19 protein-coding genes are annotated in these 20519 nt (G+C 73.0%); 10 read left to right on the top strand and 9 right to left on the bottom strand.

Going from position 1 to position 20519, the window contains the following annotated elements:
* The first annotated feature begins 7 nt into the window (after positions 1–7).
* Positions 8–628, top strand: a complete 621-nt coding sequence (locus tag ACFYXU_RS08740; protein ID WP_389456998.1) for a spherulation-specific family 4 protein — start codon at positions 8–10, stop codon at positions 626–628.
* The gene (locus ACFYXU_RS08735; RefSeq protein ID WP_376515256.1) at positions 625–1413 is read left to right on the top strand and encodes an endo alpha-1,4 polygalactosaminidase; all 789 of its coding nucleotides are present in this window, start codon (positions 625–627) and stop codon (positions 1411–1413) included. Before ACFYXU_RS08740 ends, ACFYXU_RS08735 begins: the two co-directional genes overlap by 4 nt.
* Positions 1414–1429: 16 nt before the next feature.
* Here the strand turns inward: ACFYXU_RS08735 and ACFYXU_RS08730 are convergent, their stop codons facing one another.
* The gene (locus ACFYXU_RS08730; protein ID WP_361394009.1) at positions 1430–2194 is read right to left on the bottom strand and encodes an adenosylcobinamide-GDP ribazoletransferase; all 765 of its coding nucleotides are present in this window, start codon (positions 2192–2194) and stop codon (positions 1430–1432) included.
* A 67-nt stretch (positions 2195–2261) separates the two neighbouring features.
* Between ACFYXU_RS08730 and ACFYXU_RS08725 the strand changes: the two genes are divergently transcribed.
* On the top strand, positions 2262–3029 hold the full coding sequence (locus ACFYXU_RS08725) for a hypothetical protein (protein ID WP_376515258.1): 768 nt from the start codon (positions 2262–2264) through the stop codon (positions 3027–3029).
* Here the strand turns inward: ACFYXU_RS08725 and ACFYXU_RS08720 are convergent.
* The 4 genes from ACFYXU_RS08720 to ACFYXU_RS08705 all read right to left on the bottom strand — a co-directional run bounded on the left by ACFYXU_RS08720 (position 2966) and on the right by ACFYXU_RS08705 (position 7890).
* Positions 2966–3679 carry a hypothetical protein gene (locus ACFYXU_RS08720; protein ID WP_376515260.1) on the bottom strand — a complete coding sequence of 238 codons (714 nt, stop codon included), beginning with the start codon at positions 3677–3679 and terminating at the stop codon, positions 2966–2968. The two genes, ACFYXU_RS08725 and ACFYXU_RS08720, sit on opposite strands and share 64 nt — an antisense overlap.
* A complete protein-coding gene (locus ACFYXU_RS08715; RefSeq protein ID WP_376515262.1) occupies positions 3676–5454 on the bottom strand; it encodes a phosphatidylglycerol lysyltransferase domain-containing protein in 1779 nt (592 codons plus the stop codon). The genes ACFYXU_RS08720 and ACFYXU_RS08715 overlap by 4 nt, the downstream gene beginning before the upstream one ends.
* A 108-nt stretch (positions 5455–5562) precedes the next feature.
* The gene (gene cobT, locus ACFYXU_RS08710) at positions 5563–6639 is read right to left on the bottom strand and encodes a nicotinate-nucleotide--dimethylbenzimidazole phosphoribosyltransferase (RefSeq protein WP_361394016.1); all 1077 of its coding nucleotides are present in this window, start codon (positions 6637–6639) and stop codon (positions 5563–5565) included.
* A 48-nt stretch (positions 6640–6687) separates the two neighbouring features.
* Positions 6688–7890: a bifunctional adenosylcobinamide kinase/adenosylcobinamide-phosphate guanylyltransferase gene (locus ACFYXU_RS08705; protein ID WP_361394018.1), complete on the bottom strand. Its 1203-nt coding sequence runs from the start codon at positions 7888–7890 to the stop codon at positions 6688–6690.
* 91 nt (positions 7891–7981) lie between these two features.
* Here ACFYXU_RS08705 and ACFYXU_RS08700 point away from each other — a divergent pair, with 91 nt between their 5' ends.
* Positions 7982–8188 (top strand): hypothetical protein, encoded by a 207-nt coding sequence (locus ACFYXU_RS08700; protein ID WP_030205728.1) that lies wholly within the window; start codon positions 7982–7984, stop codon positions 8186–8188.
* 608 nt (positions 8189–8796) lie between these two features.
* Here ACFYXU_RS08700 and ACFYXU_RS08695 read toward each other — a convergent pair.
* From ACFYXU_RS08695 to ACFYXU_RS08685, 3 genes are all read right to left on the bottom strand, one after another.
* On the bottom strand, positions 8797–9885 hold the full coding sequence (locus ACFYXU_RS08695) for a S1C family serine protease (RefSeq protein ID WP_389456993.1): 1089 nt from the start codon (positions 9883–9885) through the stop codon (positions 8797–8799).
* An 82-nt stretch (positions 9886–9967) separates the two neighbouring features.
* Positions 9968–10744 (bottom strand): class I SAM-dependent methyltransferase, encoded by a 777-nt coding sequence (locus ACFYXU_RS08690; RefSeq protein ID WP_389456991.1) that lies wholly within the window; start codon positions 10742–10744, stop codon positions 9968–9970.
* Between the two features lie 50 nt (positions 10745–10794).
* Positions 10795–11400: a DUF3043 domain-containing protein gene (locus ACFYXU_RS08685; protein WP_329856839.1), complete on the bottom strand. Its 606-nt coding sequence runs from the start codon at positions 11398–11400 to the stop codon at positions 10795–10797.
* A gap of 273 nt (positions 11401–11673) precedes the next feature.
* Here ACFYXU_RS08685 and ACFYXU_RS08680 point away from each other — a divergent pair, with 273 nt between their 5' ends.
* From ACFYXU_RS08680 to ACFYXU_RS08660, 5 genes are all read left to right on the top strand, one after another.
* Positions 11674–12474, top strand: coding sequence for a PspA/IM30 family protein (locus ACFYXU_RS08680; RefSeq protein ID WP_361394024.1), 801 nt, complete (start codon positions 11674–11676; stop codon positions 12472–12474).
* A 19-nt stretch (positions 12475–12493) separates the two neighbouring features.
* Entirely contained in the window at positions 12494–12772 is a 279-nt protein-coding gene (locus ACFYXU_RS08675) for a hypothetical protein (protein ID WP_389456989.1), read from the top strand.
* Between the two features lie 639 nt (positions 12773–13411).
* On the top strand, positions 13412–14683 hold the full coding sequence (locus ACFYXU_RS08670; RefSeq protein ID WP_376515269.1) for a sensor histidine kinase: 1272 nt from the start codon (positions 13412–13414) through the stop codon (positions 14681–14683).
* Positions 14680–15369: a response regulator gene (locus tag ACFYXU_RS08665; RefSeq protein WP_376515272.1), complete on the top strand. Its 690-nt coding sequence runs from the start codon at positions 14680–14682 to the stop codon at positions 15367–15369. Before ACFYXU_RS08670 ends, ACFYXU_RS08665 begins: the two co-directional genes overlap by 4 nt.
* 144 nt (positions 15370–15513) lie before the next feature.
* Complete coding sequence (locus tag ACFYXU_RS08660) at positions 15514–18663, top strand: efflux RND transporter permease subunit (protein WP_376515273.1); 3150 nt, start codon at positions 15514–15516, stop codon at positions 18661–18663.
* Positions 18664–18736: 73 nt separating this feature from the next.
* Here ACFYXU_RS08660 and nadA read toward each other — a convergent pair whose 3' ends face one another.
* Positions 18737–19915 carry a quinolinate synthase NadA gene (gene nadA / locus ACFYXU_RS08655; protein WP_376515275.1) on the bottom strand — a complete coding sequence of 393 codons (1179 nt, stop codon included), beginning with the start codon at positions 19913–19915 and terminating at the stop codon, positions 18737–18739.
* Positions 19916–20162: 247 nt separating this feature from the next.
* On the opposite strand from nadA, the gene ACFYXU_RS08650 reads away from it, so the two are divergent.
* Complete coding sequence (locus ACFYXU_RS08650; RefSeq protein ID WP_015033024.1) at positions 20163–20519, top strand: iron-sulfur cluster assembly accessory protein; 357 nt, start codon at positions 20163–20165, stop codon at positions 20517–20519.

Here is a 20519-nt window from a genome sequence, read left to right as displayed (position 1 = left end):
GGGTGTCATGACCGTCCCTTCCCTCCTGGTCCCGTACTACGAGCACCCGGCCCAGCAGCCCGAGGCCTGGTCGGCGCTCATCGACGCGGCGCCCTCCCTGTACGGCGTCGTCCTCAACCCGGCGAGCGGCGCCGGCGCGGCGCCCGACCCGGCGTTCGCGGGGGCCGCCGGGCAGCTGCGGGCGGCCGGAGTGCGCGTCCTCGGCTACGTGGACACCGCCTACGGCCGCCGCCCGCACGCCGAGGTCGTCGCCGAACTGGTCCGCCACCGCGACTGGTACGGCGCCGACGGCGCCTTCCTGGACCAGGTGGCGACCGCGCCCGCCGCCCTCGCCCACTACCGCCGGATCGCGGTCGCCGCCCGGGCCGCCGGGGCCGCCACCCTCGTCTTCAACCACGGCGCCCACCCGGACCCCGGATACGAGGCCCAGGCCGACCTCCTCGTCACCTTCGAGGGCCCCTGGGACACGTACCGTACGCTCGACCTGCCGGTCGCCGCCCACTACTGCCACCTCGTCTACGCCGCCCCGCCCGGCGTCCGCCCGGTCACTCCGGTGCACTGCGCCGTCCCCGGCACCGGCGCCCATCCCTGGGGCACCCTCCCGCACCTCCTGGAGCCCGCCCGATGAGACGACCGCTGCCGCTCCTCGTGGTGCTGCTCCTGCTCGCCACGGCCTGCACGGCGGCCCCCGGCCCGGACCCGAAGACCACCGGGGACCGCTGGCGGCCGGCTCCCGGGATCGCCTGGCAGTGGCAGCTCAGCGGCCGGCTGGACCCGGCCGTCGACGTCCCGGTGTACGACATCGACGGCTTCGACCACCCCGCGTCGGCCGTCGCCGACCTCCACCGGCGCGGCCGCAAGGTCATCTGCTACCTGTCCACCGGCGCCTGGGAGGACTTCCGCCCCGACGCCGGCCGCTTCCCGAAGGCCCTCCTCGGCGAGGGCAACGGCTGGAAGGGCGAGCGCTGGCTCGACATCCGCCGCACCGACCTCCTCGGCCCGCTCATGGCGAAGCGCCTCGACATGTGCCGGGACAAGGGCTTCGACGCCGTCGAACCCGACAACATGGACGGCTACCGCAACCGCACCGGCTTCCCCCTCACCGCCGCCGACCAGCTCCGCTACAACCGGCTCATCGCCGGCCTGGCCCACGACCGGGGCCTCGCGGTCGGCCTCAAGAACGACCTGGACCAGATCCCGCAGCTGCTGCCGGACTTCGACTTCGCGGTCGACGAGCAGTGTGCCCAGTACGACGAGTGCGGCCGCCTCGCCCCGTTCACGGCGGCGGGCAAGGCGGTCTTCCACGTCGAGTACGAGCTGGCGACGGAGCGGTTCTGCCCGGAGGCCCGCAAGCTGGGCCTCAGCTCGATGCGGAAGCGGTACGAGCTGGACGCCTGGCGCCAGGCCTGCTGACCCGGCCGGTCCGGGCTCAGCCCAGGGTCAGCGCGACCAGCGCCACCGTCCCCGCCGTCTCCGCCACCGCGCCGAACACGTCGCCCGTCACCCCGCCGAACCGCCGCACGCACCGGCGCAGCAGCAGCGCCGCCGCGCCGAGCGCCGCGCCGGCCGCCAGGACGTTGCGGACGGCGTCGTACGAGGAGAGGAGGAGGCCTGCCCCGGCGCAGCCCACCAGGAACAGGGCGGTCGTCAGGGTCGCGGGCCGGGTCGGGACCGTCTCCGCGACGATCGCCCCGAGGCCCTCGGGGCGGGCCGCGGGGACGCCCTGCCGGGACGCGTGGGTGAGGGCGAGACGGGCCACGGTGGCGGCCAGCACGGCGGCGATCACACCGTGCGCCCAGCCCTCCTCGTACAGCCGGTACAAGGCCGCGACCTGCGCGAACAGGACGAGGACGAGGGTGATGACGCCGAACGGCCCGATGTCCGACTGCTTCATGATCCGCAGCGCGTCCTCGGCGGGCTTGGCGCTGCCGAGGCCGTCGGCGGTGTCCGCGAGGCCGTCGAGGTGGAGGCCCCGGGTGAGCAGCGCGGGGACGGCCGTCGTGGCGACGGCCGCCAGCAGCGGGCCCGAGCCGAGCAGCAGGAGCGAACCGCCGGCCGCCGCCGAGCAGACCCCGACGACCAGGCCCGCGAGCGGGGCCGAGAGCATGCCGGCGCGCGCCGCGTCCCGGTCCCAGCGGGTGATGCGGGCGGGGAACACGGTGAGGGTCCCGAAGGCGAAACGCAGGCCGTCCATCCGGGCAGGGTAATCGGCGCCCCCGAACGGTAGATTGCGCATACCGCGCAAATCGGATCGGGGTGGCATGGGTCACTGGTTCTCCCGGAACATCGTCGAGCCGGGCAAGCTCCCGATGCTGCTCGCTCTGACCTCCTTCGTCCTGACATTCCTGGTCACCCGCACCATCACCCGGCTCATCCGGGCGGGGAAGGGCCCCTTCAAGAACGTCTCCTCCGGGGGACTCCACATCCATCACGTCGTGCCCGGCGTCGTCCTCACCGTCATCGGCGGCTTCGGCGCCGTGGGCAGCGACCGGCACGGCTTCGGCGCCGGCCTCTTCGCGGTCGTCTTCGGGATCGGCGCGGGACTCGTCCTGGACGAGTTCGCGCTCATCCTGCACCTCGACGACGTGTACTGGTCGGACGACGGCCGCAAGAGCGTCGAGGTGGTGGTGCTCACCACGGCCCTCGTGGGACTGACGCTCAGCGGCTTCTCGCCGCTCGGCGTCGACGACATGAGCGCCGACGAGCGCCAGGACCGGGTCAACCTGATCCTCACGCTCGGGCTGAACTTCCTCCTCATCCTGGTGGCGCTGGTGAAGGGGAAGTTCCGGATGGCCGTGATCGGGACCCTCATCCCCTTCGTGGCGATCGTCGGCGCCGTCCGGCTCGCCCGCCCCGGCTCCTGGTGGTCCCGGAAGTTCTACCGGCGCCGCCACCGGGCCAGGGCCCGCTCCCGCATCCGCACCTACCGCCACGACAAGCGCTGGACCAAGGTCCGGCGCCGCTTTCAGGACCTGATCGGCGGCTTCCAGGAGCGCGTGCCGGGACGCGGCTCCACGCCGCCGTCCTGACGGCGCCCGCGCGCCGACTCGACCGCGATCAGGACGAGGACGGCGGCGATCGCCGCGAGGTGCTCCTTGCCCGCCAGGTTCGCCTTGATCATCACCTCGACGACCATCGCCACGACCACGAGCCCGCCCGTCCCGTACGCCCGGTAGCGCCAGCAGACGTAGACCGCGAGGCCCACCACGGCGGCCGAAGGGCCGGTGTCCACGATCTGGGCGTCGGAGGCCGGCAGCCCGAAGGGGCTGTCGGGGCCGAGCGCGATGCCCACGCGCGCGTAGAGCGTGCCGGCCAGGGTGGCCAGGTACGCGACGCCCAGCGTCCGCCACCGCCCGAGGCAGATCTCGGCGATCCCGAACACCAGCAGGACCTGCGCGAGGGCACCCCACACGGGCAGGTCGAGCGCGGGCACGAAGAGGGAGAGCGGGGTCCGCAGCAGCGCGAGCCACAACGGGTCCTCGGCCCGCACCGAGCCGATGTCCTGGACCGGCTGATAGCCCCAGTCCTGGTTCTGCACGAGCTGGAAGAGGGCGGTGAGGCAGACGGCGGCCAGCGTCATCGGGACCGCCCTCCACCGCAGGGTGACGAGGGCCGTCCGCAGGGCCGTGAGGAGCGGCCCCCACTCCCGGCGGGCGAACCGTCCGACGGCGTGTCTCAACGGCTGCTCTCCAGGTGTCTGCGGTGCAGCCACTTCGGCAGCCCCGGGGCCTCCAGGAAGCCCTCGGCCCGCCCGGCGGCGAGGCCGATGCGCAGCAGGTCCGCACTCTTCTCGAAGAGCATGAATCGGGGCTCCCAGATCGGTCGGTACTTGGCGTTGGCGCGGTACAGCGACTCGATCTGCCACCAGCGGGAGAAGAAGCTGAGCAGGGAACGCCACATGCGCAGCACGGGTCCCGCGCCGAGCTTCGAGCCACGCTCGAAGACGGACCGGAACATCGCGAAGTTGAGCGAGACCTGAGTGATCCCGATCTCCTTGGCGCGCTGGAGGAGTTCGATGACCATGAACTCCATCAGGCCGTTCTCCGAGTCCCGGTCGCGGCGCATCAGGTCCAGCGAGAGCCCCTTCGGCCCCCAGGGCACGAAGGACAGCACGGCGCGCAGCGCACCGCTCTCGTCCGTGCACTCCAGCATCACGCAGCGGCCGTCGCGGGGGTCGCCGAGCCGGCCGAGCGCCATCGAGAACCCGCGCTCGGTGGCCCCGTCCCGCCAGTCGTCCGCCTTGCGCAGCAGCTCCGCCATCTCCTCCGGCGGGATGTCCTCGTGGCGCCGGATCCGGACCTCGTACCCGGCCCGCTTCACCCGGTTGAAGGCCTGCCGGACCGTCCGCATCGCCCGGCCGTCCAGGGTGAACTCGTCGGTCTCCACGATCGCCTCGTCGCCCAGCTCCAGGGCGTCCAGACCGTGCCGGGCGTAGATGACCCCGGCCTCCTCGCTCGCGCCCATGACCGCGGGGATCCAGCCGTGCTCGCGCGCCTCCGCGAGCCAGGGTTCGATCGCGCCGGGCCAGGCCTCGGGGTCGCCGATCGGGTCGCCCGAGGCGAGCGAGACGCCGCCGACCACCCGGTAGGCGACGGCCGCCTTCTCGCTCGGCGACCACACCACGCTCTTCTCGCGCCGCAGCGCGAAGTAGCCCAGCGAGTCGCGGTCACCCTGCTTGTCGAGCAGGGCCCGCAGCCGCTCCTCGTCCTCCTCGGTCAGCGGGTCGACCGCCCGCCGGGAGCGGAAGGCGGCGAAGAGCACCGCGAAGAGCAGCAGCGTGGACAGCACGTTGATGGTGACGTCGACCCAGCCGGGGGTGCTGATCCCGGCGAACCGCGAGTCGTCCGAGGCCAGCGTGATCAGCCGCATCACGCCGTACCGCCAGCGCTCCAGGAAGGTGGAGGAGGTGGTGGAGGTGTTGGTGACGGTGACCAGGACGGCCGCGAGCAGCGAGGTGACGAGCAGTCCGCCGACCGCGACGATCGCGGCCAGCCACGGGTTGGAGCGGTCGCCCTTCGCGTAGAACTCCTTCCGGCCGAGGAGCAGGGCGAGCACGAACGCGGCGGTGAGCGCCAGCGAGATCCAGTTCTGGGTGTGCTGCCGGATCTCCGGGAAGAACATCACGAGCGCGAAGAGCAGCAGGAAGAGCCCGCCCAGCACCATGTTCAGGATCCACGCGGCCCGCTTGCGGCGCCGCATGGTGATCGCCAGGAAGAGGGTGAACACCCCCGAGGCGAAGCCCGCGGTGAGCAGGTACGGGGTGAAGTAGTTGTCCTCGTTGTGGCGGCGCAGGTCCTGCCCGAACGACACCCAGACGGCGCTCAGGAAGTTGATGAACGTGACGACGCGCAGGTACCAGACGGCGAACGCGGCGCTGCGCCGTGAACGGGCGGTGCTGCCCCGGGGGGCGGTGCTCCGGGGTGCTGCTTCGGCAGACAAGCGGACTTCTCCCATGAAAAGCGATCATATGGGGCGACGCTTGTCGTACGGAGACGCCGGAGACGGCCACGCGCGCGTCGCGCCCGGCCGTCCCCGGAGTCGTCCCCCTCCCCCTCCGCCCGCTCAGCCCTCCGAGCCGCCGTCGGCCTCCGGAGTGGTCGGATCCGGACGCTCGGGCAGCTCCGCGGCGAAGGCCGCGGCGGCCTGGACGAGGGGAAGCGCGAGCAGTGCCCCGGTTCCCTCACCCACATGGACGCCGTGGTCGAGCAGAGGGTTGAGCGCCATCCGGTCCAGCGCCTTCGCCTGCCCGGGCTCCCCGCTCACCTGACCCGCCAGCCACCAGTCCGGCGCCCGGAAGGCGGCCCGCTGCGCCACCAGCGCACAGGCCGCGCCCACCACACCGTCCAGGATCACCGGCATCCGCCGCACCGAGGCCTGGAGCAGGAACCCGGTCATCGCCGCCAGGTCCGCCCCGCCGACCGCCGCGAGCAGCTCCAGCTGGTCACCGAGCACCGGCCGGGCCCGCCGCAGCGCGTCCCGGATCGCCGCGCACTTGCGCATCCACGCCAGATCGTCGATCCCGGCACCGCCCCGCCCGGTCACCACCGAGGCGTCCGTCCCGCACAGCGCCGCGATCAGCGTGGACGCCGGCGTCGTGCCGCCGACGCTCAGGTCCCCGAGCACCACCAGATCCGTGCCCGAGTCCGCCTCCTCGTCGGCGATCGCGATCCCGAGCCGGACCGCCGCCTCGGCCTCCTCGGCCGTCAGCGCGTCCACCAGGTCGATCCGGCCGCTGCCGCGCCGCACCCGGTGCCGCGTCACCTCGGCCGGAAGCAGCTCCGGATCGCAGTCCAGACCGGCGTCCACGACCCGTACCGGCACCGCCATCGACCGGGCGAGCACCGCCACCGGGCTCGCCCCGTCGAGCACCGCGCGCACCAGCTCGTGCGCCGAGCCCGCCGCGCGGCCCGACACGTCGAGCGAGGCCACCCCGTGGTCGCCGGCGAACAGCACCACCTTCGGCTGCTCGATCGCCCGCACCTTCACCGAGGCCTGCGCCGCGGACAGCCACTCGCCCAGCTCGTCCAGCCGGCCCAGCGCCCCCGGCGGCACGGTCAGCCGCTCCCGGCGCTCCTCGGCATCACGCCGTATCCCGCCGTCGGGGCGCTCGATCAGATCGGAGAAGTCGTCCAGGTTCACGAGTACCGCCTAGTGACAAGTCAGCGAGGTCCATCAGCGATCGGAACCCTACCCGCGCAGCACCAGCGCCTGTCCCGCGACCACCAGGACGACCTCCTCGCACTCCTCCGCGAAGGCCGCGTTCAGCCGTCCCAGCTCGTCCCGGAAGCGCCGCCCCGCCGCCGTGGCCGGCACCACCCCCGACCCGACCTCGTTCGTCACCGCCACGACCGTCCGGCGCGTCGCCCGCACCGCGGCCACCAGCTCCCCGGTCCGCTCCCGCAGCGCCGCCTGCCCGCCGTCCCGCCACCGCTCGTCGTCCCAGGCCCCCACCCGGTCCATGGCGTCCGTCAGCCACAGCGACAGACAGTCGACGAGCAGCGCCGGGCCGTCCTCCGCGAGCAGCGGCGCGAGCTCGCACGTCTCCGCCGTACGCCACGAGGCCGGCCGCCGCTCCCGGTGCAGGCCCACCCGCTCGGCCCACTCCGGATCGCCCTCCCGCGCCCCGCCCGTCGCCACGTACAGCACCTCGGGGAAGGTCTCCAGGCGCCGCTCGGCCTCCACCGACTTCCCCGACCGGGCCCCGCCCGTCACCAGTGTCCGCCGGGGCACGTCCGGCACCTCGTGGTAGTCGCCGACGTACAGCGTCGTCCCGTCCGGCACCGCCCGCGCCCCCGCCGCCGCGAGCCGCCGGTCCAGCTCGGGGCCGGACGGCACGTCGTGGTCCAGGTGCACCGCGATCACCTCGGTCGCCGGGCCGACCGCACCCGTCGCCCGCAGCCGGGCGAGCCCGTCCGGCCGCCCCGTGACATCGGCGACGACCATGTCGTACGGCTCCAGACGCTCGTCCGCGATCCCGGCGGGCGCGCCGCCCGGCGGCAGATAGAGCAGCCGCTCGCCGTCGGCCGAGGTCACCTCGTACCCGGTCCCGGGGGAGTCCATCGGCACCGCCCGCACCCGGTGCCCGCTGATCAGCGTCAACTCCCGTCCGTCCGGCACCCGCCCCGCCGTCGGAAGCCCCGCGGGCACCTCCACGGCCGGCCCGTCGTGCGGATGCGTCAGCAGCACCTGACGCACCCCCACCAGCGAATGCCCCGACCGCGCGGCGGCCAGCGCGGCCCCCGGGGTCAGATCGAGCAGCAGGGCCCCGTCCACGAGCAGCGAGGTCGCCGCCCTCACCCGCTCCCCGCGGGACAGCGCGCACACGGCGCAGGGGCAGTCGGGGCGGGGGAGTCCGAGGGGTGCGCCGGTGCCGAGCAGTGTCAGTTCCACATCCAGATCCTCCCGCGCCACCGCGAGGCGTGCGCGCCCGGCTACGCTGCGGGCAGGAAACCGATCATCCGGCGAGCGCCAGGAGGCTTTCATGGCATGGACGTGGCGGTTCGAGAAGTCCGACGGCACGGAGGTCGAGCCGGTGGTGACCCCCGAGGAGTTCACCACCCAGGGCGACGCGGAGAGCTGGATCGGCGAGCACTGGCGCGACCTCCTCGGCGGCGGCGCGGACCAGGTGACGCTGTCGGAGGACGGCACGAAGATCTACGGCCCGATGCCCCTGAACGCGGAGGGCTAGAGCACCCGGCCGATCCGGGCGCCGAGCCTCCGCCGCTCCCTCGCGGGCCCGCACCCGGCGCCCCCGTTGTAGGCCCGCGCCCCGCCGCGTTGTGGGCATGCGTTCCGCCGGGGCGGAACGGGTGGGCACAACGGACCCGCGCCCTGCCGGCGCCAGAGGCTCCTGTTCCTGACCCGCACCACCCGGGTGCAGCACATGGTGGTGCGGGCCGGGGGCGGAACGCGGAGGCGCCGCTAAGGGGCGCCGTCCCGTGTGCCCACCCGTCCCGCCCAGCGGGACGATTGCCCACACGGGCAGGGGGCGAGCGCCCACACGGGCGCGGGCGACGGGCCCACACGGGGCGGGGGCGGAGGCCCGCACGGCTACGGGCACGCCCCCACGGGTACGGGCACGGCGGCGCGGGCGCGCGGGCCCGTGGGGCTCTGGCTCAGGGCCACGCGGGCGCGGGCGCCCGGTCCGGTACCGCTCCGGCCCACGGCGGCGCGGGCTCGTACAGGCCGTGCAGTGGGCCCATCGGCCACGGCCACGGGCCACGGGCCCATCGGACACGGACACGGTCACGGGCCACGGGCCACGGGCCCGTCGGACACGGCCAAGGGCGCCGCAGGCTAGAGCTCGCCCAGTGTGACCCGGGCCTCGTGGGACGTCGTGCCGCGCACATACGTCACCGTCACCACCTCCCCCGGCTTCCTCGCCGCCAGCGCCTCCGCGAGGGACGTGATCGTCGTGATCTCCGTGTCGCCCAGCCGCGTGATGACGTCCCCCGGCCGAAGCCCCGCCCGCCCGGCCGCCCCGTCCGACGGCGCCTCGACGATCGCGACGCCCTCCGGCCGGTAGGCGTCGTCGAGGACCGTACGGCCGGTGATGTCCAGGGCCGCCCGCCCCGAGTCCGTCACCCGGCCGTCCTTGACGATCTGGCCCGCGATCGACCGCACCGTCGACGCGGGGATCGCGAAGCCGATGCCGGCCGCCGCGCCGCCGCCCAGCTCGGGGTCGGTCGCGGCGAGCGTCGGGATGCCGATGACCTCGCTGTCGAGGTTCACCAGCGCGCCCCCGCTGTTGCCGGGATTGATCGCCGCCGACGTCTGGACCATGTTCGCGATCGTCGCGCCCGTCCCGCCGTCGGTCCGGCCCTCGCTGACCGTCCGGCCGGTCGCCGAGACGATGCCCTGGGTGACGCTGCCGGACAGGCCCAGCGGGGAGCCCATCGCGAGCACGATCTGCCCCATGTCGACGGCGGACGAGTCGCCGAACCTCGCCGCCTTCAGCCCCTGCGGCACGCTGTCGAGCCGGATGACCGCGAGGTCCTGTTCGGGATACGAGGAGACCAGCCGCGCCGTCACGGGCTGCCCGCCGGTGGCGGCGGTGACCTTGAAGGTCTTCTCCTGGCCGATCACGTGCGCGTTGGTCACGACGTGCCCCCGGGTGTCGAAGGCGACCCCGGAGCCGAGGCTGTCGCCCGCCTCGATCTGCACGACGGAGGGGAGGACGTTCCTGATGACGGTGCGGTACTCGTCCTCCAGCTCATGGGTGGCGAGCGGCGCCGCCGCCTGGGTGGAGCGCTCCGGAGCGGCCGCGACCCGGCCGGGCGACGAGCAGCCGCCGGCCAGCGCGACGACGCAGCCCCCGACGGCGAGCGCGGCGAGGGCGGTGAGAGCGGGAGGGCGGTGGGCGCGACGGGCACGGGAGACGTCCATGCCCGGAGTATCCGGTTCCGTCCGGGTCCCGGCCCGGCGAGCGCACCCGATCAGGGGTGCGTGACCGCCGCCCGGGCCTCCGTCAGCCCCGTACGCCGCACAGGTGCAGGAGGGCCGCTATCCGCCGGTACGGCTCAGTGCGCCCGGCCCGGTCCTCGGCGGCGAGCAGCCGGTCCAGCTGCTCGGCGGCGGGTAGGCCCGCGTCGGCGGGGACGTCGTCGGTGAAGACCCGCACCCCGTACCAGGCGTGCAGCGGCGCCGCGATGCCCGCGAGCGTCGACGTGAGCGCGTCCAGCCGGTCGGCCCGCACCTTCATGCCGTTGTCGTCCGTGTAGACGTCCGAGTCGAAGGCGGCGAGCGCCCCCGACCAGTCCCCGGCGAGCCCGGGGCGCATGGACAGGGCCTCCGCGTTCCGTACGACCAGGGACAGCAGGCCGCCGGGGGCCAGCATCCGGGCCAGGCCCGCGAGGAGGGCGTCGGGCTCGTCGGCGTACATGAGCACGCCGTGGCAGAGGACCACGTCGAAACTGCCGGGCAGGAAGTGCACCCCGGTCTCGCGTCCGTCGCCCTCGATCATCCGGACCCGCTCGCGGATTCCGGCGGGCTCCTTCGCCAGCGACTCACGGGCCGCCTTCAGCAGGTCCGGGTCGGCCTCCAGGCCGGTCACGGTGTGCCCGGCCCGGGCGAGGCGCAGGGCCTGGATGCCCTGCCCCATGCCCGCGTCGAGGATCCGCAGCCGCTGGCCCACCGGGTAGCGGCCGGTTATCTGCTCGTCGAGCTGGCGGGCGACGAGCTCCTGCCGGATGGTGTCGCGGAGCCCGCCGGGACCGGCGGGCCAGTGGGCGACGGCGGGCAGCACCGGGGCGCCCCCGTCGAAGGCGCGCGCGCCCGACTCCGTACTGTCGGCGCTCAGGGCCGCTCTCCGCGCTTGACCTGCGGCTTCGGCAGACGCAGTCGGCGCATCTGAAGCGTGCGCATCAGGCCGTAGGCGATGGCGCCGCGCTTCGGTTCGTTCGGGAAGCGCTCGTTCAGCTGCTTCCGCAGACGGATCCAGATGCCGATCGAGTCGATGACGATCAGAATGATCACACCGAGCCACAGCAGCAGGGAGATGTTCTGAAGCCCGCGGTTGGCGTTGCCGAAGAGCGACAGCACGAGGATCACCACGGCCATCGGCAGGAAGAACTCGGCGATCACGAACCGCGAGTCGACGAAGTCGCGCACGAAGCGGCGGACCGGACCCTTGTCGCGGGCGGGCAGGTAACGCTCGTCACCATTGGCCAGCGCCTCGCGCTGCCGGGCCAGGTCCGTGCGGCGTGCCTCGCGCTGGCGCTTGGCGGCCTCCTTGCGGTCGGTCGGCACCGTCGCGGCGCGACGGCGCTGGGTCTGCGCCTCGCTCCGCTTCGGGGTCGGGCGGCCCTTGGGGGCCTCGGGGTCGCGGGGCTGCTTGGTGGAGAGGTCCGCCGTCACCTTGTCGGTGGGGGCCTTCTCGTCCTTCGAACGGCTACGGAACACAAAACCCAAGGGTACGGGGTGGTGGGCATGAACCCCATGCCGGGCGGGAACGATCCGCTAACGGACTGCGTCTTCGGGCGTACGTACGGAGGACGGGCGCGGTCTCCCCGGAGATCCATCTACTCCCTGCGCGGGAGGGAACACCGCGCGCGATCGTCCTTGGGGAGGAGCGCATCCCGCTCCGAACAGTGCGGTAATGGAGACAGGGCCCGTACTGTGGATCCTGTTGAAAGAGCTGGAGCCGAGTCCGTCAGAAGGGGGCGCGCGAAGCCCATGAGCGGTGTCATGAAGCGTATGGGGATGATCTTCCGCGCGAAGGCGAACAAGGCCCTTGACCGGGCCGAGGATCCGCGCGAGACGCTCGATTACTCCTACCAGAAGCAGCTGGAGCTGTTGCAGAAGGTGCGACGGGGCGTCGCCGACGTCGCCACCTCCCGCAAGCGGCTCGAACTCCAGCTGAACCAGTTGCAGGGCCAGTCCGCGAAGCTGGAGGACCAGGGCCGCAAGGCGCTGGCGCTCGGCCGCGAGGACCTGGCGCGCGAGGCGCTGTCCCGGCGGGCCGCGCTCCAGCAGCAGGTCAGCGACCTGGAGGTGCAGCACCAGACGTTGCAGGGCGAGGAGGAGAAGCTCACCCTCGCCGCCCAGCGTCTCCAGGCCAAGGTGGACGCCTTCCGCACCAAGAAGGAGACCATCAAGGCCACGTACACGGCGGCCCAGGCGCAGACCAGGATCGCCGAGTCCTTCTCCGGCATCTCGGAGGAGATGAGCGACGTCGGCCTCGCGATCCAGCGGGCCGAGGACAAGACCGCCCAGCTCCAGGCGCGCGCCGGCGCGATCGACGAGCTGCTCGCCTCGGGCGCCCTGGACGACCAGTCCGGGCTCGCGAAGGACGACATCCAGGCGGAGCTGGACCGGCTCTCCGGCGGCACGGACGTCGAGCTGGAGCTCCAGCGGATGAAGGCGGAGCTGGCCGGGGGCCCCTCGGCCCAGCAGCAGGCCATCGAGGGCGGTGGCGCGGCCGCGCCGCAGGACCGCACTCAGCAGGAGCAGTCCCACCCGCGCTTCGAGAAGTAGGCGACAGACAGGACGCGTCATGATCGTACGGATCATGGGGGAGGGCCAGTGGAAGCTGGCCGACAGCCACTTCGTCGAGCTGAACAGGCTGGACGACGAGCTGCTCGCGGAGATGGAGTCGGGGGACGGGGAAGGGTTCCGGCGCACGCTGAGCGCCGTGCTGGAGGCCGTCCGCCGGCTCGGCACGCCGCTGCCGGACGACGCGCTGGAGCCGTCGGAGCTGATCCTCCCGGCCGAGGACGCGAGCCTGGAGGAGGTCCGTGCGATGCTCTCGAACGACGGCCTGATCCCAGGCTGACCCCCGAGGCTCCCACCACGCCTGACGCGCCCGGGCGCGTCCGCTCCTGGGCCGGCGGGCCTCTCGGCCGCGCGGGACCCTAGCCGTCCCGGCGGTCCCTCCCGGGCCGGGCACGCACCTGCGCCCGGCCCGCACGAGTTCTGCCGCGGCCCGCCGCCCACGCCCGTGTGGGGCCTTCGCTCGCGCCCGTGCGGGCCCGCCGCCCGCGCCCGTGTGGGCCTTCGCCCACGCCCGTGTGGGCGCTCGCCCGCTGCCGTGTGGGCAATCGTCCCGCTGGGCGGGACGGGTGGGCACACGGGACGGCGCGCTCTCGCGGCGCCTCCGCGTCCTGCGCCTGGGCCCGCACCGCCCTGGTGCCGTCACCAAGGGTGCGGGTCGGGGTGCGGCAGCCTCTGGCGCCGGCAAGGGCGCCGTCCGTTGTGCCCACCCGTTCCGCCCCTTGCGGAACGCCTGCCCACAACGGGCGGGGCGCTGGCCACAACGGACCGGCGGGGGCGCGGCCCGCAACGGCGGGCGCGGGCCCACCACTGCGGGGGCGCCGCGCAGCGGACCGGTGGGCGCGGGCGCACAGGGCGCGGGCCCGCACCGGACCGGTCGGCTCTGGTTCCGCGTCGGCGCCGCCCGCCCCGCGTCGTACCGTTGTCCCCCGTGACCCCCACCGGCCCCGGCCCCGCCGCCGGCACGATCCCCAGCCGTCTCCGCGACTGGTTCCGCGCGCATCCGCTCGCCTTCGACGCCACCCTCGCCGCCGGCGCGCTCGTCTGCATGATCGCCGGGTCGTTCACCGATCCGCACGGCAGCCCGGAGGGGCCGACCTTCGGGGACCGCAGTCCCGGCCCCTGGAGCGTGCTGATCATGGTCCTGGGCGCCGCCGCACTCGTCCTGCGCCGCCGCCGCCCCTTCGCCGTGCTCGCCTTCGCCGTCACGATCAGCCTCGTCGAGCTGGTCAACGACAACCGCCCGGCCCCGATCGCGATGGCCGCCGTCGTCGCGCTCTTCACGGTGGCCGCGCGCACCGACCGGCCCACCACCTGGCGCGTCGGCCTGGCGACGATGGCGGTGCTGACCGCCGCCGCGATGGCCTTCGGGCCGACCCCCTGGTACGCCCAGGAGAACCTCGGCGTCTTCGCCTGGACCGGGATGGCGGCGGCCGCCGGGGACGCCGTCCGCAGCCGGCGGGCCTTCGTCGACGCGATCCGCGAGCGGGCCGAGCGCGCCGAGCGGACCCGGGAGGAGGAGGCCGGACGGCGGGTCGCCGAGGAACGGCTCCGGATCGCCCGCGACCTCCACGACGTCGTCGCCCACCACATCGCCCTGGTGAACGTGCAGGCCGGCGTCGCCGCCCATGTCATGGACAAGCGTCCCGACCAGGCCAAGGAGGCCCTCGCGCACGTCCGCGAGGCCAGCCGCTCCGCCCTGGGCGAGCTGCGCGCCACCGTCGGGCTGCTGCGCCAGTCCGGCGACCCGGAGGCCCCCACCGAGCCCGCGCCCGGCCTCGCCGTCCTCGACGGGCTGCTCGACAGCTTCCGCAAGGCCGGACTCCCGATCGCCCTCGCCCGTGCCGACGAGGGCCTGTCGCTCCCCGCGACTGTGGACCTCGCCGCGTACCGGATCGTGCAGGAGGCGCTGACCAACGTCCGCAAGCACGCGGGCCCGGACGTGAAGGCCGAGGTGAGCATCGTCCGGGTGGGCCGTACGGTCGAGATCACCGTCCTCGACGACGGCACGGCCGCGACGGACCCGCCCCGGTCCGCCGACCAGCCCCCGGTCGGCGGGCACGGGCTGCTCGGCATGCGCGAGCGGGTCGGCGCGCTCGGCGGCACCCTCACCGCCGCCCCCCGCTACGGCGGTGGCTTCCGCGTGCAGGCGATACTGCCGGTGACGTCCCGCACGGGGGAGGACCTCGCATGACCATCCGCGTACTGCTCGCCGACGACCAGGCCCTGCTCCGCAGCGCCTTCAAAGTGCTGGTGGACTCCGAGCCCGACATGGAGGTCGTGGGGGAGGCGCCCGACGGCGCCGAGGCGGTCGCGCTCGCCCGCGCCACCCGGCCCGACGTCGTCCTCATGGACATCCGCATGCCGGGCACCGACGGCCTCGCCGCCACCCGGACGATCACCGCCGATCCCGAGCTCGCCGACGTACGGATCGTCATGCTGACCACGTTCGAGGTCGACGAGTACGTCGTGCAGTCGCTGCGCGCCGGAGCCTCCGGCTTCCTCGGCAAGGGGGCCGAACCGGAGGAGCTCCTCGGCGCCATCAGGATCGCGCACGCCGGAGAGGCGCTGCTCTCCCCGGCCGCGACCAAGGGACTGATCGCCACCTTCCTCGCGCAGGGCCCCGCGTCGGACCCGGCGGCCGGGGGCGGCGACGCCCGCACCCAGCGGCTCGCGGCGCTCACCGCCCGGGAGCGCGAGGTGCTCGTCCTCGTCGCGGGCGGCCTCTCGAACGACGAGATCGCCGAGCGCCTCGACGTCAGCCCGCTGACCGTGAAGACGCACGTCAACCGGACCATGGCCAAGCTCGGCGCCCGCGACCGGGCCCAGCTGGTGGTCACGGCGTACGAGTCCGGTCTCGTACGCCCCCGGGTGGAGTGAGCGCGTACTCCAGACGCGGTATGCGCGGGATAAGGAAGTGGACCCGGGGGCCGAGGACTTCTCGGCGCGGATGGCTGATCGTGTAGGCGGGGGGTGCCGCGGTGTGCCCGCCCGCCGACGAGTACGCCACAGAAGAGAGACCCCATGTCCTGGCTGTCCAGATTCAGCCTCGCGCAACGGGCCCTGATCGGGCTGATGTCCATCGTCGCGATCGTGTTCGGCGCGATCGCGATCCCGCAGCTGAAGCAGCAGTTGTTCCCGTCGATCGAGCTGCCCATGGTCTCGGTCCTCGCCCCCTACCAGGGCGCCTCTCCCGATGTGGTCGAGAAGCAGGTCGTCGAGCCGCTGGAGGACAACCTGAAGGCCGTCGACGGCCTGAAGTCGGTCACCTCCACCGCCTCCGAGGGCATGGCCGTCGTCATGGCCTCCTTCGACTACGGCGACGAGTCGACGAAGCAGCTGGTCGCCGACGTCCAGCAGGCGGTGAACCGGGCCCGCGCCCAGCTGCCCGACTCCGTCGACCCGCAGGTGATCGCCGGCTCGACGGACGACATGCCGACCGTCGTCCTCGCCGCGGCCTCCGACAAGGACCCGCAGGCGCTCGCCGACCAGCTGGAGCGGACCGTCGTGCCCGCCCTCCAGGACATCGAGGGCGTCGGCCAGGTCACCGTCAGCGGCGTCCAGGACCTCCAGGTCTCCGTCACCCCGGACGAGCGCCGGCTCGCCGCGGCCGGACTGAACACCATGAAGCTCGCCGAGGCCCTCCGCTCCGGCGGCGCCACGATGCCGGCCGGCGCCTTCTCGGAGGCCGGCAAGTCCCGCACGATCCAGGTCGGCGGCGGCTACACCTCGCTGCGGCAGATCGAGGACCTGCGCATCCCGGCGGCCGTCCCCGGCAAGGGCAAGGCGGTCCGGCTCGGCGACGTCGCCACCGTGCGGCAGGAGGAGTCGCCGCGCACCTCCCTCACGCGGACGAACGGCAAGCCCAGCCTCGCCGTCTTCGCCACCATGGACAAGGACGGCAGCGCCGTCGCGATCTCCGACGCCGTCGAGGAGAAGCTGCCCGACCTGCGCCGCGACCTCGGCGCGGGCGCCGAGCTCACCGTGGTCTCCGACCAGGGCCCGGCCGTCGCCAAGGCCGTCTCCGGTCTGACCACGGAGGGCGCGCTCGGCCTCGTCATGGCCGTCCTGGTGATCCTGGTCTTCCTCGCGTCGGTCCGGTCGACCCTGGTCACCGCGGTCTCCATCCCGCTCTCGGTCGTCCTCGCGCTCATCGTGCTGTGGACCCGCGACCTCTCGCTCAACATGCTGACGCTCGGCGCGCTCACCATCGCCATCGGCCGGGTCGTCGACGACTCGATCGTGGTCCTGGAGAACATCAAGCGCCACCTGGGCTACGGCGAGGAGCGCCAGTCCGCGATCCTCACCGCGGTCCGCGAGGTGGCGGGCGCCGTCACGTCCTCGACGCTCACCACCGTCGCCGTCTTCCTGCCGATCGGTCTGACCGGCGGCATGATCGGCGAGCTGTTCGGCTCGTTCTCGCTGACGGTGACGGCGGCCCTGCTCGCCTCGCTGCTGGTCTCGCTGACCGTGGTCCCGGTGCTCTCGTACTGGTTCCTGCGCGCCCCCAAGGGCACCCCGGAGGACCTGGCGGAGGCCCGCAGGCTCGCCGAGGAGAAGGAGGAGCGGAGCCGCCTCCAGCGCCTGTACGTGCCGGTCCTGCGGTTCGCGACCCGGCGCCGGCTCACCAGCCTGGCGATCGCCGTCGTCGTCCTCGTCGCCACCTTCGGCATGGCCCCGCTCCTGAAGACGAACTTCTTCGACCAGGGCGAGCAGGAGGTCCTGAACATCCAGCAGGAGCTGGCGCCCGGCACCAGCCTGAGCGCCTCGGACGAGGCCGCGAAGAAGGTCGAGAAGGTCCTCGCGGAGACCGAGGGCGTCAAGGACTACCAGGTCACCGTGGGCTCCTCGGGCTTCATGGCGGCGTTCGGCGGCGGCACCGGCGCCAACCAGGCCTCGTACAAGGTGAGCCTGGACGACTCCGCCGCGTACGAGAGGACCCGGGACGCCATCGAGAAGGGCCTCGGCGCCCTCGACGGCATCGGCGACACCACGATCGCGGCGGGCGACGGCTTCGGCTCGGGCGACCTGAGCGTGGTCGTGAAGGCCGCGGACCCGGAGGTCCTGAAGAAGGCCTCCGAGCAGGTACGGGCCGCGATCGCCGGGCTCAAGGACGTCACCGACGTCCAGAGCGACCTGTCGCAGTCCGTGCCGCGGATCTCCGTGAAGGCGAACGCGAAGGCGGCCGACGCCGGCTTCGACACCGCCTCGCTCGGCGCGGTCGTCGCCCAGTCCGTCCGGGGCACCCCGGCGGCGAAGGCGATCCTCGACGACAGCGAGCGGGACGTCCTCATCACCTCGGCCCGCCCGGCCACCACCCTGGCCGCGCTCCGGGCGCTGCCGCTCGGCCCGGTGAAGCTCGGCGACATCGCGACGGTCGAGCTGGTCCCCGGCCCGGTCTCGATGACCCGGATCGACGGCGCGCGCGCCGCGACGATCACGGCCAAGCCGGTGGGCGACAACACCGGCGCGGTGAGCGCCTCCCTCCAGTCGAAGATCAACGCGCTCGACCTGCCGGAGGGCGCCACCGCGACCATCGGCGGCGTCTCCGAGGACCAGGACGAGGCCTTCCTCAACCTGTTCCTGGCGATGCTCGCGGCCGTCGCGATCGTCTTCATGCTGCTGGTGGCGACCTTCCGGTCGCTGATCCAGCCGCTGATCCTGCTGGTCTCGATCCCGTTCGCGGCGACCGGCGCCCTCGGCCTGCTGGTGATCACCGGCACCGCGATGGGCGTCCCGGCGATGATCGGCATGCTGATGCTCATCGGCATCGTCGTCACCAACGCGATCGTCCTGATCGACCTGATCAACCAGTACCGGGCGCAGGGCCTGGGCGTCGTCGAGGCGGTGATCGAGGGCGGCCGGCACCGGCTCCGCCCGATCCTGATGACCGCCCTGGCGACGATCTTCGCCCTGCTGCCGATGGCCCTCGGCATCACCGGCGAGGGCGGTTTCATCGCCCAGCCGCTGGCCGTGGTGGTGATCGGCGGTCTGATCACCTCGACGCTGCTGACCCTGCTGCTCGTCCCGACGCTCTACGCGATGGTGGAGCTCCGCAAGGAGCGCCGCGCGAAGAAGAAGGCGGCGAAGAAGGGCGGCGCGGAGATCCCGGAGCAGCCGACCGAGGCGAACACAGACACGGACACGGACCTGCTGGACGCCCTGGACGTCTAGCGGCCCCGCGCACGCCGAAGGGCGCCCCGCGTCGCGCGGGGCGCCCTTCGGGCGTATCCGGGGGAGAGAACCGTTACGGCAGCGCCAGCATCCGCTCCAGGGCGAGCTTGGCGAAGCTCTCGGTCTCCTGGTCCACCTGGATCTGGTTGACGAGGTTGCCCTCGGCCAGGGACTCCAGCGTCCACACCAGGTGGGGGAGGTCGATGCGGTTCATGGTCGAGCAGAAGCAGACCGTCTTGTCGAGGAAGACGATCTCCTTGTCCTGGTCGGCGAATCGGTTCGCCAGCCGCCGGACGAGGTTCAGCTCCGTGCCGATCGCCCACTTGGAACCGGCCGGGGCCGCCTCCAGGGTGTTGATGATGTACTCGGTCGAGCCCACGTAGTCCGCGGCGGCGACGACCTCGTGCCGGCACTCGGGGTGGACGAGCACGTTCACGCCGGGGATGCGCTCGCGGACGTCGTTCACCGAGTCCAGCGAGAAGCGGCCGTGCACCGAGCAGTGGCCCCGCCACAGGATCATCTTGGCGGCGCGCAGCTCCTCGACGGTGAGACCGCCGTTCGGCTTGTGCGGGTTGTAGAGCACGCAGTCGTCGAGGGACATGCCCATGTCGCGGACGGCGGTGTTGCGGCCCAGGTGCTGGTCCGGCAGGAAGAGCACCTTCTCGCCCTGCTCGAAGGCCCAGTCCAGGGCCCGCTCGGCGTTGGACGAGGTGCAGATCGTGCCCCCGTGCTTGCCGGTGAAGGCCTTGATGTCGGCCGAGGAGTTCATGTACGAGACGGGCACGACCTGCTCGGCGACGCCGGCCTCGGTCAGCACGTCCCAGCACTCGGCGACCTGCTCGGCGGTGGCCATGTCGGCCATCGAGCAGCCGGCCGCGAGGTCGGGCAGGACGACCTTCTGGTCGTCACCCGTGAGGATGTCGGCCGATTCGGCCATGAAGTGCACACCGCAGAAGACGATGTACTCCGCCTCGGGCTTGGCGGCGGCGTCGCGCGCGAGCTTGAAGGAGTCGCCGGTCACGTCGGCGAACTGGATGACCTCGTCGCGCTGGTAGTGGTGGCCGAGCACGAAGACCTTGTCACCGAGCTTCTCCTTCGCGGCGCGGGCGCGCTCCACGAGGTCCGGGTCGGAGGGCGACGGCAGGTCGCCGGGACACTCCACGCCGCGCTCGCTCTTGGGGTCGGCTTCGCGACCGAGCAGGAGCAGGGCGAGCGGCGAGGGCTGCACATCCAGGGGCTGGGCGGTGGTCACGTCACGCACCCTTTCTTCAGGGTCTTCGGGAAACGCTTTTCGTCGAAATGACGCTATCTATCATAACCGCTTCACGTCAGGATGACGATGGCCATAGTGTCGATGTGACGAATTCGCTGTCCGTGGTTCCTGGACAGGGTGTGCGAGCATGAAAGAGGGAAGACCCCACTCGGCCCGGAATGAATCCGGGGCACCGGCGGTTGGAACCGTCGGCAAGCAGTCTCCGTACACACCGGGAGAGAAGCAGATGTCCGTATCGGACGAGAAGACCACTGTCAGCGACGGCATCCTCCTGTCCGACGCCGCCGCGGCCAAGGTCAAGGCCCTCCTCGACCAGGAAGGCCGCGAGGACCTGGCCCTGCGCGTCGCCGTTCAGCCCGGTGGCTGCTCCGGCCTGCGTTACCAGCTGTTCTTCGACGAGCGCTCGCTCGACGGCGATGTCGTGAAGGACTTCGACGGCGTCAAGGTCGTCACCGACCGCATGAGCGCCCCGTACCTGGGCGGCGCGTCGATCGACTTCGTCGACACCATCGAGAAGCAGGGCTTCACCATCGACAACCCGAACGCCACGGGCTCCTGCGCCTGCGGCGACTCGTTCAGCTAA

Origin of the sequence: Streptomyces sp. NPDC002232, from assembly GCF_042890295.1 — a bacterium.
GTDB lineage: Bacteria > Actinomycetota > Actinomycetes > Streptomycetales > Streptomycetaceae > Streptomyces.
The sequence above is the reverse complement of the archived record's forward strand: the minus strand, read 5'-3'. Positions and strand labels throughout refer to the sequence as shown.

What these genes read in the sequence shown, in the direction of transcription:
- ACFYXU_RS08675 (WP_389456989.1), top strand. Translation starts at nt 12,494, where the DNA reads ATGATCGTACGGATCATGGGGGAGGGCCAGTGGAAGCTGGCCGACAGC.
- ACFYXU_RS08715 (WP_376515262.1), bottom strand. Translation starts at nt 5,454, where the DNA reads ATGGGAGAAGTCCGCTTGTCTGCCGAAGCAGCACCCCGGAGCACCGCC.
- ACFYXU_RS08695 (WP_389456993.1), bottom strand. Translation starts at nt 9,885, where the DNA reads ATGGACGTCTCCCGTGCCCGTCGCGCCCACCGCCCTCCCGCTCTCACC.
- ACFYXU_RS08665 (WP_376515272.1), top strand. Translation starts at nt 14,680, where the DNA reads ATGACCATCCGCGTACTGCTCGCCGACGACCAGGCCCTGCTCCGCAGC.
- ACFYXU_RS08725 (WP_376515258.1), top strand. Translation starts at nt 2,262, where the DNA reads ATGGGTCACTGGTTCTCCCGGAACATCGTCGAGCCGGGCAAGCTCCCG.
- ACFYXU_RS08680 (WP_361394024.1), top strand. Translation starts at nt 11,674, where the DNA reads ATGAGCGGTGTCATGAAGCGTATGGGGATGATCTTCCGCGCGAAGGCG.
- ACFYXU_RS08660 (WP_376515273.1), top strand. Translation starts at nt 15,514, where the DNA reads ATGTCCTGGCTGTCCAGATTCAGCCTCGCGCAACGGGCCCTGATCGGG.
- ACFYXU_RS08700 (WP_030205728.1), top strand. Translation starts at nt 7,982, where the DNA reads ATGGCATGGACGTGGCGGTTCGAGAAGTCCGACGGCACGGAGGTCGAG.
- ACFYXU_RS08735 (WP_376515256.1), top strand. Translation starts at nt 625, where the DNA reads ATGAGACGACCGCTGCCGCTCCTCGTGGTGCTGCTCCTGCTCGCCACG.
- ACFYXU_RS08650 (WP_015033024.1), top strand. Translation starts at nt 20,163, where the DNA reads ATGTCCGTATCGGACGAGAAGACCACTGTCAGCGACGGCATCCTCCTG.
- ACFYXU_RS08730 (WP_361394009.1), bottom strand. Translation starts at nt 2,194, where the DNA reads ATGGACGGCCTGCGTTTCGCCTTCGGGACCCTCACCGTGTTCCCCGCC.
- ACFYXU_RS08740 (WP_389456998.1), top strand. Translation starts at nt 8, where the DNA reads ATGACCGTCCCTTCCCTCCTGGTCCCGTACTACGAGCACCCGGCCCAG.